Origin of the sequence: Nostoc sp. FACHB-133 (assembly GCF_014698055.1) — a bacterium.
Taxonomy (GTDB): domain Bacteria; phylum Cyanobacteriota; class Cyanobacteriia; order Cyanobacteriales; family Nostocaceae; genus Nostoc.
Genome location: NZ_JACJSH010000010.1, coordinates 33935 through 48703 on the forward strand (window position 1 = coordinate 33935; position 14769 = coordinate 48703).

Genomic DNA, 14769 nt, shown 5'->3' on the forward strand with positions numbered 1-14769 from the left:
TTTTACTCTTAGCAGAAGCTCTTAGTTGTTTGCTGACATTAATAGCGATCGCTCAAAATAACAGAATTATCATCGAATAGTAGATACTTGTACTGACATCTATCCTAAGTAATAAATAAGTCAGTATAAAAATGTGTTAAAGAAGACATTTTAATTTAAACCTTAAGATAGATGCGATTATAAAAAATAAAATATAATCTGAGGCAGTTTTTTCATGTAAAAAACTTCCTTGGGACAGAGGCACCACTGCTTTAATTTCCCCTGCTCCCTGCCCTGTTCCCCCTGCCTCTTCTTGACGGGGACGAGCATCATAGTGTTATAACGGCATCAGTCTAGATCCAAAATAGGGAACACCAATTGATGATTAATTGCTGGTGCCTGGAGAGAGTTAAACTTAGCTTCTAGAGCAAACCCTGATTAGACAAGGTTGATAAGCAATGCTAATGCCAGCACTGCTGATATTTTTAGGCAGGTGGGTCAAGAGTGATGAATGAAGCTGACACCTCAAATAAGGGGGCTGTGATGGAATCCCTAAATTCTGCTAATTCGCCACAATCGGAGCAGGCGAGTTGTCCCTTTTACTCAGTTGTGCCTAATGAGAATATGGCAGTTAAACAACTGCCACTCCTCATGCCGGCTGAAGATAGACAATTTTCAAAAGATACCACCCAGCATGACTGGGTTGCAGAACCGGAAATCGGCAAGCAAGCACTTATTGATTCAGAATTTCAGAACCTGCTGGCATTGAATGAAGAATTGCGTGCAGCTAACAATAACTTGTATGAACAAGTAGAGCAGCTAAAAGACAACCTAGCTGAGTCTGAAAAGGTTTTGCAGTGGCAGAAAACGCGCTCTAGCGTTACTGAGTCGATGCTCAACCAACATACTCAGGAACTAGCTGCGGCTCAAGAACAGATAAAATCTTTATTTCAACAATTAGAAATTGCTGTACAAACTATTCAACGTCAGGAAATTTTCACTGATAGTTATAAAGCACAGCTACAAATTAGCCAGCAACGCCTTGCCCAGCTAGAGCGAGAATGTACGTTGTTACACACTAATAACAGCGAACAGTCTGAGCAGTTATTGCAGTCAGAAACTGTTTGTCGGGAGTTACGTACTAGGCTGATGCGACAACAACGTCAGACGCTGCAATTTAAAGCAGCTCTGGAAAAATGTTTAGATACATCGGTTCCTAGCTATGACTCCTTAGAAGATACTGCACAACACCCCAAAGACATAACTAGTAGCCAAGGAAGATTTTCTAGAAAAGCTCGGTCTTTGTTTCCTAACGCCCAGCCAATTCAACCTTGGTCAGCAGAATCAGAATCATTGACTGAAAAAGAAGATGATTCTTGGGGTGAACCGTCAGCACCAATCCCATTCCAAAGAACTGAACCGACTCCACCGCCACCATCTTCTTGGAACTGGTCAGTTAAACAAAATACCCCAAAATCAGCAGAACCTCCTGCGCCCTCTCCAAAAATTGACGATTCCCCAGATACACCTGAAGCTGTTTCAACTTCGGGGTCATCCAATTTAGATCAGCAATTAGATAGTCTCATCCAAATGTTTTTCACTTCCCAGCCTCCATCTGCATCACCACCGCCTACTGCAAAAACAGACGTGGATGGTAATAATGCCCCTGTCTGGGAGACTTTAGCAACAATATTAGAAGACGATGAGGAAGTAGCAAATCAACGGGAGAAGGAGTTGGAGGCAGAAATTAACCCCCCTGTAACTACCTCTACTTCTTGGACAACAGATTCTGTACTTTCACCAGCCAATAACTTACTGGTGTCTTCCACCTCCTTCCACACTGAGCCGCCTATTGGAGAAGCTGAAGATTACTGGTCAGAAGTTTCTCAATTGTCACAGTTGGAATTGTCAGAAAATGATTTTTCCCCAGAGTCATTAGGTGATAACACCAATGACGGTAATTCACCTTCACCTGTGGTTTATCCCCAACGTCCACCCAAGGGGCGTAAGTCATTGGCATCTGTGGAACTACCGAATTTTCGCCCCAAAGGTCAATAGTTAGTTGTCATTTGTCATTTGTCATTTGTCAAAATACTAAGACCAATGACCAATGACTAATACAACTTTTGGAGAGGCTGCGCCTTAAGCGTAGCTATGCCGCAGGCTTTACGACTAAGTTCACTACAAGTGACCAGTGACCAATGACCAATGAACAATGACCAATGAACAATGAACAATGACCAATGACCAATAATTAATTGAGAATCCTTGCTTCTGACTTCGGAATTACGGCTTCTGGATTTGCCTTTGCTACTTGAGAGCGCGATCGCGGTTTGCCTGTGGCGATCGCATAATTAATCGCCAATAGCCACAGCCACAAGCCAGGATTTCGGGGTTCTTGACCAATGAACAATGACCAATGAACAATGAACAATGACCAATGACCAATAATTAATTGAGAATCCTTGCTTCTGACTTCGGAATTACGGCTTCTGGATTTGCCTTTGCTACTTGAGAGCGCGATCGCGGTTTGCCTGTGGCGATCGCATAATTAATCGCCAATAGCCACAGCCACAAGCCAGGATTTCGGGGTTCTAGCCAAAAACCTACCCGGTTTAAGAAGCGCCCAAACCAGGGACTTAGTAAAGCGCTAACGAGAGCATGACGACCAAAATTCAAATAACTACCAAGCCATCGCATTAAATCTCTAGGCCCAGCCAGTTCCCAAATCCATAAAAGTAAGGCAGGATTTTTTCTAGCTGCTTTCAGCGCTAGGCGGTTAAAGGTTAACCAATCACACCTATCTTTGATAAAGTTATCTGCTACTTCTTGGGGTTCATCTGCTAACAGTCCAAAGAAGGTGTTGAGCATGGAGTTAATGCGCTGGGGTGGTAAGAATTTCCCAGTGGGTACCATCATGCCTTTGGAAAATAGCCAAGTCACGGAAACGTTGCTTTGGTAAGCCCGAATTTGGTTCAAGTGGCGGAAACTCAATAAGTCGTGTTTGAGAGCAGTATCCAACAGTGTTGTTAAGCGCTCTAAGTTGCGAACTAGCGAACCAAAACCGGTGAAGACGAGTGGAGACTGAAGTGATGCGGCATCGCCGATCGCAATCAATCGATCGAAGGCAACTGTGCGATCGCTACTTCCTACACTAAAATGCCCCGGTATATACCCAAATGTCGGCTTCTTCCACACCAATTTGTCCATATCGCACCTGCGATACTCTGGCAAAATTGTGAAAAAGTCCTCGTACATCTCTAGCAAGGAACCAGGATTTTCAGCATTGACTTCATGGTAATGAAATAAATAAATCGTCAATTCGTCATCTGCGGCGGGAAACAGTTCCCAAATTAACTGCCTTCCCCGCGAAATATCCCCATGACTATAAAGAACGTCCCCGTATTGGGAATCCCATACTCCTGGCTCAAATCCGCTCTCAATTACCGCTCCCACTGTTGGGCATACGCTATCAAAGGCACGACCACCATTTAACTGCCAAGCGATGGGTGATGCAGTTCCCATTGCATCTATTAGCAGTCGTCCACTTACTTGTTTTTCAACCTGACTAGGTAAGTGCTTGACTTGCAACAGAACTTGTGATATATCAATATCTGCACGCATAAATTCTGTTTCATCCCAGATTTCGCCGCCTGCGGCTTGCAGCTTTTGCCCACACATTTGGAGCCATTTTTCGGAATCTAAGCCTAAATTTAGGACTGTGGGTGTGTGCAGAACGGGCGATCGCAGTTTGGATGTATTGTTCGCATCAAAAAACTTATTGAATCCATCTTTGTATTCCCTAGCAATGATGGTTTCTAACTCAGCGGGGGTGACTAAACCCAGGTTAACCAAGCTTTGAATCTCATCGCGAGAAATATTCCATTCTCGGTTCATCCGGCCAAAGGGCATTCGTTCTATCAGCAGGACTTTATATCCTAGTTTTGCCATCAATGCTGCATGAATCGCGCCTAATGCGCCGCCGATATAAATGATGTCGTACTGGGGATTAGGAATTGGGGATTGGGTATTGGGATTACCTTTTCCCCAGTCCCCAGTCCCCAGTACCCTGTCCCCTCGACTGGAAAACACAACTTGACGCGGCTGCTGCGGATTTCGTACTCCTTCGCGCCATCGTTGTTCCCACCAGTAGGCACGTGTTAGATCGTATTCACCGTTGGGCATTTTCTGAAAATACTTGACGGTGAGGGGGTAAGCAGAGGCTAAAGCGGCAAAAATCGATTCTTGGGATAAATCAATCGCTGGTGGTTCTGGATAATGATGCGGAAAACGGCTTCTGATTTGTTTGGTTAGGCGTTGCAGAATTTGTCCCTCACTGGGAAAGGGTTGTTCTGCCCAACGAAACACTTTCAGATAGGTAGTTCGTTGCACCGACCAGACAAATACCGAAAGCTCCACAGGCAAGTTTTCGGAAAGAGCCGCCCCACCAGGTGTCTTAGCACTGGGTATTTTGAGGCGAAAGCCTTCCGAAGTAAGCACTTTTTCTCCATTTCCAGGTTCAAAATCTGTTTGTAGCCAGCTACGTACAGTTTCTATATCTGGAGTTGGAACTTCTAAATAAAGGATTTCTCTCATCGTTTCCTGACATCTCCGATCAATCTACTCACTAAGACAGATTTTATGAAGGCACAAAGTAAGGTAAACTCCGCGCAACTAGTTTCGTAAAGATTCAGTAAAGAAATTTTAAGAATTTGTTGAATTTATTGTTCATTTTGTATTTCTGTAAACCCACGCCATGAATTATCCCATTCCAGACAGTCCCCAAGAAATTGTTGCCTTGCGACAACAGCCAATTGATGAAGAACTCGTTGCAGCTGCGATCGCTGGAGTCATTAAAATTGTCCGCGCTCAGGGTCAATCTTTGGAAGAATTAACCGCTCAGTTGCTAGCAGACGATCCAATGCTGGATCAGCAACAACGTCGCTGGTTGAGCCAATTAGTTGCCCAATCCTGGGAAAAGTTCTCCTAAAACCTTGCATAATATAAAGAAAATTTTTGCACCAGCATTAGATATTTAGGTTTGCAACTAAATATTGAGAATATTGGCGTTGGCTTTGCCCGCCGTAGGCATCGCATTTTAGGTATAGGAGTAACAATAATTGTCAGTATGAGATTGGCAATTGACTTGCTATTTTGGCATTCATGGCGCAGAAGCCACTAAATTAACCATATCAGCGTTTTACCTTGCTAAAGAATTTTACAACGTTCTGAAGGCGAAAGACCTCTGCTTTACAGCCTAGGTCTTTTTTGGGTTCATCCTTATACTTTTGATCGCTGCCTCGACACCTTAGCGGAATAAATCTTTTTGGCACATAACTTAAGTTAGCGATCGCTAACTAAGTAAGTGGGAATAAATATAACTATATTACAAAAGCTAAATATATTTGAAACCCTGAGCAAGGAAGAACGAAAACGGAAAAGCGACAACCTTAAATAGTTAACTTTATTTGTGTCGGCTATCTCCTAATTATTTTGAAAATGGCTATTTGTCAACATTCTTTATTTAAAAAATAATCATCAGGATATGAACATAAAGTTAGGACATAAAATATTTAGCGTTATTAATTTTTCTCTCTTCAAAAATATTTATCCGAAAACCAGATTCAACAAAAGCATAGCAATTACTTACGTCGTAGACCTTATATAGAAAGCTTTAGCCGCTTGTTTCTTATGCAATCACTGTGAGATAACCCGTATTTTATCAAACTTAATATTCCATAAATATTCTTTAATTACGATCGCAAAAAGTATTTTTATTGAAATCATCTATAAAGGTATAATCACAAAATAAAATCATGAATTAACTATGACAAAAATACAGGATCAAACTCTAGATGCACGTAGCCGTATCGTTGAATCAGCTAATCGTTTAGGGGTTCAACTCAATGAGCAAGAATTAGAACGTTGGATGAATTCCATCACCGAGGCCACAGGCGACAGTGATATTGTCGTAGACAAAGACACAGGTGCTTTTGGGCACAAAGTCACCATGTTGGATTTTGATCCGCAAGAGTTGGCACGGTTTCGCGCCATTGGCAAAATCGTCGAATTTGAGGACATTCCTGGTATTGTAGAAACCGCGTTGGCGATCTCTGGTTCTGCGGCTCAATCTAAAATTCAGACTTATCCTGGTGACTGTGACTACTTCGAGCGGGTGAATATCATTGCACCTACTCGTAGCGAAGCCTCCGAGATTCTGGGCAAACTGGTTCGGGATAAGGCACTTAACACCTTGTCTGGCCCAAATTATCAGTTAATTGATGTGAACTTTGGTGCCTATCCCCAACAAGTGGTTCGGGGAGAAAACACCAGACGTGCTGGTTCGCCAATTAACTGGCAACCCGATGAGGTGATTGCCGGTCAGATTGAGGTAAACGACCTAGAGGGCAATCCTCTAGTGCTGACCTGGGATGCCGTAGCCCAAGACCCTAACTGGTCTTGGTGTAAGCTGGAATGGGTTGTTGCTGACACAATACGCAGTCAATTGTCCAATGCCAGCAACGTGGTAGATGTTACCTGGGAAGCACCAGATGGAACTATCACAGCACTAGACGGCTATCTGGACGGCTATTTTCAAGAAGTTTACCTAGATGCTGAATCCGCTCCCATCTTTTCCAAACTGGTGAAGCAAGCCTCCGCCGATGTCATGGATGATTATGTGGCGGTATTGGAAAAGGAAGTCAAAAAATATGTCAAACAAGGTAAACACCTCAACTACGGCAAAGCAGCCAAGCGGATGTACAACATCTTTCGGCTGAATGGGCGTTACGAGGAAGCAGCGTTTCTGCGTGAATTGTTCGACGAACCTACGGCACTGCTTTACCAAGTCCACGCATTAATGGGAACTGTGCAACAAGCTAGGGACAATAGTGCTGTGTTTGATCTCGATAGCGTTCTCAATCAGGCAGATGAACTGATTGTGGCAGCCGTCAAGGTTTTGGAGGGGGAAGAAGAGTTAGAAATCGTGCGTCATTTGCTGCGCTTATATCGTAGTTTGTGCCGCCAAGAATCTGGCACTCCCCTTGGTTCGGAAGTAGAAGTAGCCCAGGCGGAAGTGATGAAAATAGTCAACAATTTCTTCTATGAGAAAATGACGGCGTTACCCACCATTAAGGCTTATATCGAAGGTACTCAGGTATAGGGCAAAATCCTCGGTTTCTCAAAGGAGTAAGAGATTTCCGATAACAATGAATCAGGCTTCGTCGTTATCGGAAATCTGTTACAAAATCTTATAAATGCGATCGCATAGCTATCTTACTTAACGCTGTAGATTCGCTTGCAAAAGATTACAGAATAACTTCCCTTGCTGAATGGCATCATCTAAGGCAATGTGAGCCAATGGAAGATTTTCTAACCATGCAGCAGGTAGATTATCCTTGCCAGATTCGTTGTAGCTTTGTTTCAAGAATGCCATCGCATAGGAGCGGATATCCAATGCCGAAAATTTAAAGGGGCTATCGCCCACAAAGTTGATCAGGTACCAGTAGACAAACATAAAGTCATAGGCGGCTGGATAGCCAACAAAGATCGGTTTACCTGGTAAAGCCACAAGCCAGGCGTGGTAAGACTCCATGACCTTTAGAGGGGGCTGGGGGTCGGCTCTACTAGCTGCCCAAGCATCTGGCTGTTCTGCCCACCATTTCATAGTTTTGGGATGTCCTTGGGCCCCTGGCAAGGTTTCTAAATTAGCTGTAAAAGTCCCAACCAATTGTTTGTCTGCGGTATACGCAGCTGAGGCAAGACTAAGCATGGAGTGGGGCCCAGGGATAGGGCCATCCGCTTCTATATCAGTGCTGACGTAGATTTCGATTGTCACCTTTTATCCTGCCTATCTTTTATCAGTATGTTTCATGCTAAGGGAATTCCAAGAATTGAAGAAGAATTCAGAATTCAGAAGTCAGAATGAAGACGCGACGCTCGTTCCTCTCTACAAGACGCTGTGCGAAAAAATCAGCGTAACTCTTACTCTGCGTACCTTTGCGTTAAAAATATTACATCCTCTCCAACACCTGAATTCCCAACAAAGATAATCCCAACTTCAGAGTTCTAGCAGTCAAATCACACAGAACCAAGCGAGATGTTCGCTGCGGTTCCTCCGCTTGTAGTATGGAACAGCGATCATAGAATTGGTTAAACTTCTGACTCAGTTCAAACAAATACTCACATAAACGATTAGGCAGCAAGTCTTGCTCTACACTACTAATAACTTCATCAAGTTGAAGTAAATATTTTGCTAGCGCTAATTCTGTTTCATGCTGCAACAAAACGGCATTATTTCCCAACTCTTTAAAGTTAATATCACCCTTGCGGCTAATCCCATGAATCCGCGCATAAACATATAGCATATAGGGCGCAGTATTACCTTTGAGATCCAGCATTTTGTCGTAGCTGAAGATGTAGTTACTGGTGCGATTTTGGCTTAAGTCTGCATACTTAACTGCACTGATTCCAACTACCCTAGCAACTTCATTAATAAATTCTTCAGTTTCTTGACGTTCTTCTTTTTGTAATCTACTTTTTAGGTCAGCATAGGCATGAGAAACAGCTTCATCTAATAAATCCCGTAACCGCACAGTATCCCCAGAACGAGTTTTGAATTTCTTCCCATCTTCTCCTAATACCAACCCAAAGGGAACATGGACTAATTCCACATCATCGGGAATCCAGCCGGCTTTGCGTGCTACCTGGAAGAATTGGGCAAAGTGGTTTCCTTGTCCAGCATCAGTTACATAAATTATCCGCTTTGCTTCATCCTGCTGAATCCGGTAGCGCAGGGATGCTAAATCAGTGGTGGCGTAGTTATAACCGCCATCTGATTTTTGTACAATCAAGGGTAAAGGCTCACCTTCTCTATTTGTAAATCCCTCCAGAAAAACGCATTTTGCGCCCTGGTTTTCTACCAGTAATCCAGATTTTTCTAAATCTTTCACAACTTCTGGTAGTAAAGGGTTGTAGAAAGATTCGCCCCGTTCAGTTAACTTGATATCCAGCAATTCATAAATTACTTGAAACTCTCGCCGTGATTGTTCGCACAACATTTTCCAAGCATGAAGTGTATCTTCTGCACCTGCTTGTAATCTGACAACTTCTTGGCGTGCTGTTTCTTGAAAAGCTGTATCTGTATCAAAGCGTTGTTTAGCTTTGCGGTAAAAAGAAACTAAATCACCAATATCTAAAGCATTAGCGGTAGTAAGCGCATCTGGGTAAACTTCCCGCAGATAGGCGATTAACATGCCAAACTGCGTACCCCAATCACCGACATGATTTAACCGCAGTACATCGTGTCCAAGAAATTCTAAAATCCGGGCGATGGAATCACCAATAATGGTAGAACGCAGGTGTCCAACGTGCATTTCTTTGGCAATATTCGGACTGGAAAAATCCACAATTTCCCGCTTGGGTGTTTTCGCGGCTGGAACTCCCAACCGAGGATCAGCTTGAATATCGTTCAGTTGTGCTTCTAGATATACCGTTTTCAGTTTCAGATTGATAAATCCTGGCCCAGCAATTTCTGGTGGTTCGCAGATTTCGGATACATCTAGTTTCTCAACGATCGCACCTGCGATCGCTCTTGGTTGCTTGCCTAACTTTTTACTCAGGGATAAAGCCACATTCGCCTGATAATCACCAAATTTAGGATTGCTGGCAGAAACCAAAATTGGATCTACTCCCGCGAAGTCAGCGCCAAAAGCCTCGACTAAAGCCTGTTCAAGCTGAACTTTTAGTTTTTCTTGTGTAGCGTTCATATATAAATTTTATCTGGGAGAGAGAGAATGTAGCTCTGCAAAAGCTTGATTATTAACTTTAGCATTTCATTTTGAGCCACTCGATTCATGAGAAATATTTTTGTCTTTCTACTTAGCAATGCTGAAACCCACGACAAAATGACGGACAGAATTGCGACATAATTGTGTTTACTTTGCTTTTTCAATAAGTCACTCTATCTGTAACAGAAATTTTCCCTGTAGAGATAAGTAGTAACATGAAAGTACGTGATGTGATCAAGCGAGTGGAAGCTGATGGTTGGTATCTTGATAGAACTAAAGGTAGTCATCGACAGTTCAAGCATCCTGATAAACCAGGTTTAGTTACAGTTCCAGGTAAATTGTCTGACGACTTAGCCCTGGTACTCTCAGTAGTATTTGGAGGCAAGCACAATTATAAGGAGAACGGCAATGCATTACGTAGTGGTGATTGAAAAGGCGGATAGTAATTACTCTGCTTATGTGCCTGATTTACCAGGTTGTGTAACTACAGGTGCAACCTTAGAAGAAGTCAAGCAGATGATTGCAGAAGCTATTGAATTTCATATAGAAGGAATGCTAGAAGATGGTTTACCTATTCCTAAACCTACAAGCATCGCTCATGAGGTTGAAGTTGCAAACTACAGCAAAACATAATTATAGAAAACTACTAAAGTAGCTCTAAACAATCCTTCTAGAATATTTTAAATCTCTGTGATAATGCGATCGCACCGCACTTTTAGATTACATAATTAATTCACTGTGTAACTGCAAGCCACACAGTGAACGAATTATAGGGAAGACGAAAGAATCGAGTTGTATTGAAGCCTTGCTCCTCCCGCCCAAGCAAGGCACAACTGACGGAAATCATCGCCCCGCACCTCAAAATTGGGATATTGGTCGAAACTCGCGCAAGCTGGAGATAGCAACACCACAGGCGCTTCATACTCCTTGGCTAATTCCGCCGATCTGGGGATTGCCCTTTCCATAGTTTCGACAATGTGGTATGAATAATACCCCACTTCTTGCAGGCGTTGGGCAAATGCGGGTGCAGCAGAGCCAATCAATAACACAGCAGCAGCTTTGGTTTGGATTTGTGCTAGCCAGCCAGTATCATCACCTGCTTTAGCTTCTCCACCAGCAATTAAAATCGCTGGACTTTTCACTGATGCTAAACCAACTTCGGCAGCATCGTAGTTAGTGGCTTTGCTGTCGTTGATAAAATCAATGCCTTCCCAAGTGCAGATATGCTCCAAACGATGAGGAACACCGGGGAATTCCTGAATCGCACGTGCGATCGCATCACGATTAATTCCCGCTAATCGTGCCGTTGCTACTGCCATCAAGAGATTTTGCTGATTATGCTCTCCCACCATCCGCAAAGTAGATACTTTCACAATCGCTTCTGGTGCTGAGGTTGCAGTCAATTTTTCCACAACCCAGCCGTCCTCGATGTAAAAGCCTTTTTCGCTAATCAGGAAATCTTTTCCTTTGACACTTGTCCAATAGGCATTAGGCCAAGCACTTAAACCTAACTGGCTCAAGTAAGCATCATCGCCATTGAACACTTGCAACTCTGACTGACGCAACAACTTTGCTTTGATGTTGTAATAGTTCTCTAAAGTCTTATGGCGACTAAGGTGATCCGGTGTGAAAGTCGTCCAAACACCGATACGGGGTGCAAGAGAACTAGAAGATTCTATTTGATAACTGCTAATCTCCGCAATCACCCAATCGAGTGAAGAGTGAGAAGTTAAAAGTGAGGAATTATCAAATGCCTCCCCTGCCCCCTGCTCCCTGCCCCCTGCCCCTCTCCCCCTCCAAGATAGGGCAACTTCACAAGCGGCGTGGCCAATGTTACCGCAGGCTGGTGCATTTAATTCTGCTGCTTGAAAAATGGCAGCAATTAAAGCTGTGGTAGTAGTTTTACCGTTAGTGCCAGTAATTCCTACCCAAGGTAGCGATCGCAAATTTCGCCAAGCGAGTTCCATTTCCCCAATGGTTTCAATACCTAATTGGCGTGCCTTAATTAATACGGGAATATCCCAAGGCACGCCAGGACTAACAACTATTAATTGGGGTAAATTATCACCATTTAATTCTAGGGATTGGCCTAGTTTAACGGTTATTTGCTCGGCAGCGAGTTCTTGTTGTTGTTGTAGGAGGGTTTTGGAGGTGTTGCCATCACTCAGCTCTACCTCCCAACCTTCCCGTTTCAACAATCTCGCCGCAGCAACACCGGACTTTCCCAATCCAATAACATGAGCTTTGGACATAGATTGCAGCAGAGTGTCCCTGGTTAAGCACTCCCTATAGTAGCGTCTATTGGCAAAAATTACACAACTTTTTGTTGACTTACGCTACAGATTTTTGACGATCGCACCAAAGTCAGCTAAAACACGGGCATGATTGCGAACCAATCCCAGTAAGTGTAATCGATTACGCTTAATTTCTGGATCGGAGTCCATAACTAATACGCTATCTGGCCCATCAAAGAAGTTACTAACTGTTGGAGCAATTTTTGCTAATGCTGCTACTAACAGTTGATAATTCCGTGTCTGCTGTGCTGTTTGAGTTTGTGGTACTGATTCGATTAAAGCATTATACAAAGCTGTCTCAGAAGGCTTTTGGAATAATTCTGGATGAACTACGGTTGTTGGTTCTAGCTGTTTTGTATCCAAATCACCTTGGGCAGCTAATCGTGTGGAACGGTTAACGGTTTCGTAGATGTTATCTAGAGTACTGTCGTTACGGATTTGTTGTAAGTACAAGGCGCGATCGCGGACATCCAATAAATCCTTTAACGTCCGCTCTGTGTATTCTGGGTCATTTTCTCCTAAAACTGCATTTACCAAGTCGTAATCAATCTGTTTTTCTTCTTGCAATAAGGTGCGGATGCGTTGTAAGAAAAACTCTTGTAATGCTGTGGTTAATAATGCCCGATCTTTTTGATATTTCGCGGCAAAATCTGTTGATATTTGCGCCAATAAATCATCTAAATTTATTGGTAAATTATAAAACCAAGTAATTTTAACTACAGCATTAGCAGCCCGACGCAAAGCGAAGGGATCAGAGGAGCCAGAGGGAATTAAACCTAAACCAAAGATACTTACCAAAGTATCTAATCTATCTGCCAAACCGACAATTTGACCTGTGAGCGTTTCGGGTAAATTGTCACCGGCTCCCGTTGGCAAATAATGTTGATAAATTGCCTTTGCTACTTCGGCATCTTCACCACTAGCTAAGGCATATTTTTCTCCCATGATACCTTGTAATTCAGGGAATTCATACACCATTTGAGTTACCAAATCTGCTTTACACAATAAAGCAGCACGTTGGATTTTTTGGCTTTGATTTTCAGCTAATTTTAATTGGGTGGTAATTTGCTCGGCAATCTTGACTACTCTATCTATCTTGGTACGCACCGAACCCAATTCTTCTTGGAAGGTGACTTTTTCTAACTGGGGTAAAAAGCTATCTATTGGTTTAGTTAAATCAGCTTCGTAGAAAAACCTGCCATCAGCTAATCTGGCACGAATTACCCTTTCATTTCCGACGGCAACAATATCTGATTTTTTGGGATCGCCGTTAGAAATGGTGATGAAGTTTGGTAATAATTCTTGCTCGGAACTACCTGGTTTGAATACAGGGAAATAACGTTGATGAGTTACCATAACTTCGGTAATTACTTCAGTTGGTAATTCCAAAAATTCTGGTTCAAATTTACCAACAACTGTAGAAGGATATTCTACAAGGTTGGTTACTTCCGCTAACAAATCGGGGTAAATGACTGTATACCCGCTTAAACTTTCTGCTACTGCCTTTACTTGCTCTTTGATTAGGTTTTCCCGTTCTTCGGGGTCAACGGTGACATAAGCAGACTTGAGGGCGGTAACGTAATCAGTAGCTTGGGCGATTGTCACAGGTTCAGGATGTAAGACACGATGACCTTGGGAAATGCGATCGCTCTGAATCGTTTTAGAACCATTCACCAATTCCAACGGTAGCACCGTCTCATCTAACAAAGCTACCAGCCAGCGAATTGGTCGAGAAAACCTCCCATCCCCATCTCCCCAACGCATTAACCGCTTACCTTCTAAACCCCAAATCCACTCTTGAACAAGTTCTGTCAAAATTTCCGCCACAGGACGGCCAGGAATTCTTTTTTGCACAAAAACAAATTCCCCTTTGTCAGTGGGGCGAAGGAAGAGTGCATCTAGTTCCACACCTTGCTTTTTGGCAAAGCCTAATGCTGCTGCTGTTGGCTGACCATCTTTAAAGGCAGCTTGGGCGGGAGGCCCTTTAATTTCTTCTTCTCGGTCTGCTTGCTGGGATGGTAGACCTTTAATCAATACCGCTAAACGCCGGGGAGTACCGTACACTTGGACACTTTCACCCTGAAGGCTGTTTGCTTCCAAACTTTGGGGAATGCGTTCTCGCCACTGTATTAAGGCATCACTGAGAAAGCTTGCAGGTAATTCTTCTGTACCAACTTCTAATAGAAACGCAGGCATAGGTCACTGTTTTCAACTTTGCGTAGCTCAACTTTATCAGTTATTCTCAGGCGATCGCTCGTGATTTTTAGGTAATAACCCTTGCTACTCGCTAAAATTACCCTGACCATAGCAATCAGTGCAACTTTTTAGTATTGCGTCAGTGTAGCCTGCCACAGGCATCGCTAGTGTTGCTAACAACCCAAATAAAGCTGTTAATGTCAATTGCGATACATTGGAGTTTTTCCAGTTACAGCTTTAAATACGAAACTACTAAACACACTAATGTTAAAAAGTTACTGCCTTTGAGCCACTAAAAAAACTGGACGCTCACCCATTAATGCAATATTCTTTACTTGCTTAAAAATGCTTCATGTGCCAGTTTAGAAGGCGGAATGCAGGTTATATGCATGATATTAAATCTCATGCTACAATCCCCTCAGTGTAAATTTAACAACTCCATTCACTTTTAAATAAGTGAACAATTAAAGTTTAATTAGTTAACACGCGTAACTTTTAAATATACGATTAGG

The 14769-nt window shown here is 42.9% G+C and carries 11 protein-coding genes; 5 read left to right on the plus strand and 6 right to left on the minus strand.

The window, feature by feature from the left end:
- Positions 1-486 precede the first annotated feature (486 nt).
- Entirely contained in the window at positions 487-2037 is a 1551-nt protein-coding gene (locus H6G86_RS10645) for a hypothetical protein (protein WP_190934295.1), read from the plus strand.
- A 196-nt stretch (positions 2038-2233) separates the two neighbouring features.
- Here the strand turns inward: H6G86_RS10645 and H6G86_RS10650 are convergent, their stop codons facing one another.
- A complete protein-coding gene (locus H6G86_RS10650) occupies positions 2234-2413 on the minus strand; it encodes a hypothetical protein (RefSeq protein WP_190934296.1) in 180 nt (59 codons plus the stop codon).
- A gap of 17 nt (positions 2414-2430) precedes the next feature.
- Positions 2431-4575: an NAD(P)/FAD-dependent oxidoreductase gene (locus tag H6G86_RS10655; protein ID WP_190934297.1), complete on the minus strand. Its 2145-nt coding sequence runs from the start codon at positions 4573-4575 to the stop codon at positions 2431-2433.
- A 160-nt stretch (positions 4576-4735) separates the two neighbouring features.
- On the opposite strand from H6G86_RS10655, the gene H6G86_RS10660 reads away from it, so the two are divergent.
- Together H6G86_RS10660 and H6G86_RS10665 are read left to right on the plus strand one after the other, a co-directional pair.
- Positions 4736-4969 (plus strand): hypothetical protein, encoded by a 234-nt coding sequence (locus tag H6G86_RS10660; protein WP_114081902.1) that lies wholly within the window; start codon positions 4736-4738, stop codon positions 4967-4969.
- An 837-nt stretch (positions 4970-5806) separates the two neighbouring features.
- The gene (locus H6G86_RS10665; RefSeq protein ID WP_190934298.1) at positions 5807-7141 is read left to right on the plus strand and encodes a hypothetical protein; all 1335 of its coding nucleotides are present in this window, start codon (positions 5807-5809) and stop codon (positions 7139-7141) included.
- Between the two features lie 117 nt (positions 7142-7258).
- Here the strand turns inward: H6G86_RS10665 and H6G86_RS10670 are convergent, their stop codons facing one another.
- Together H6G86_RS10670 and argS are read right to left on the minus strand one after the other, a co-directional pair.
- Positions 7259-7816, minus strand: coding sequence for a 3'-5' exonuclease family protein (locus H6G86_RS10670; RefSeq protein ID WP_190934299.1), 558 nt, complete (start codon positions 7814-7816; stop codon positions 7259-7261).
- 175 nt (positions 7817-7991) lie between these two features.
- Complete coding sequence (gene argS / locus H6G86_RS10675; protein WP_190934300.1) at positions 7992-9746, minus strand: arginine--tRNA ligase; 1755 nt, start codon at positions 9744-9746, stop codon at positions 7992-7994.
- Between the two features lie 236 nt (positions 9747-9982).
- Between argS and H6G86_RS10680 the strand changes: the two genes are divergently transcribed.
- Both H6G86_RS10680 and H6G86_RS10685 read left to right on the plus strand, forming a co-directional pair.
- The gene (locus H6G86_RS10680; protein WP_313930840.1) at positions 9983-10198 is read left to right on the plus strand and encodes a type II toxin-antitoxin system HicA family toxin; all 216 of its coding nucleotides are present in this window, start codon (positions 9983-9985) and stop codon (positions 10196-10198) included.
- A complete protein-coding gene (locus H6G86_RS10685) occupies positions 10176-10400 on the plus strand; it encodes a type II toxin-antitoxin system HicB family antitoxin (protein WP_012410354.1) in 225 nt (74 codons plus the stop codon). The genes H6G86_RS10680 and H6G86_RS10685 overlap by 23 nt, the downstream gene beginning before the upstream one ends.
- A 134-nt stretch (positions 10401-10534) precedes the next feature.
- Here the strand turns inward: H6G86_RS10685 and murD are convergent, their stop codons facing one another.
- On the minus strand, positions 10535-12019 hold the full coding sequence (gene murD, locus H6G86_RS10690; protein WP_190934301.1) for a UDP-N-acetylmuramoyl-L-alanine--D-glutamate ligase: 1485 nt from the start codon (positions 12017-12019) through the stop codon (positions 10535-10537).
- A gap of 84 nt (positions 12020-12103) precedes the next feature.
- Positions 12104-14257, minus strand: a complete 2154-nt coding sequence (gene glyS, locus H6G86_RS10695; protein ID WP_190934302.1) for a glycine--tRNA ligase subunit beta — start codon at positions 14255-14257, stop codon at positions 12104-12106.
- Positions 14258-14769 lie beyond the last annotated feature (512 nt).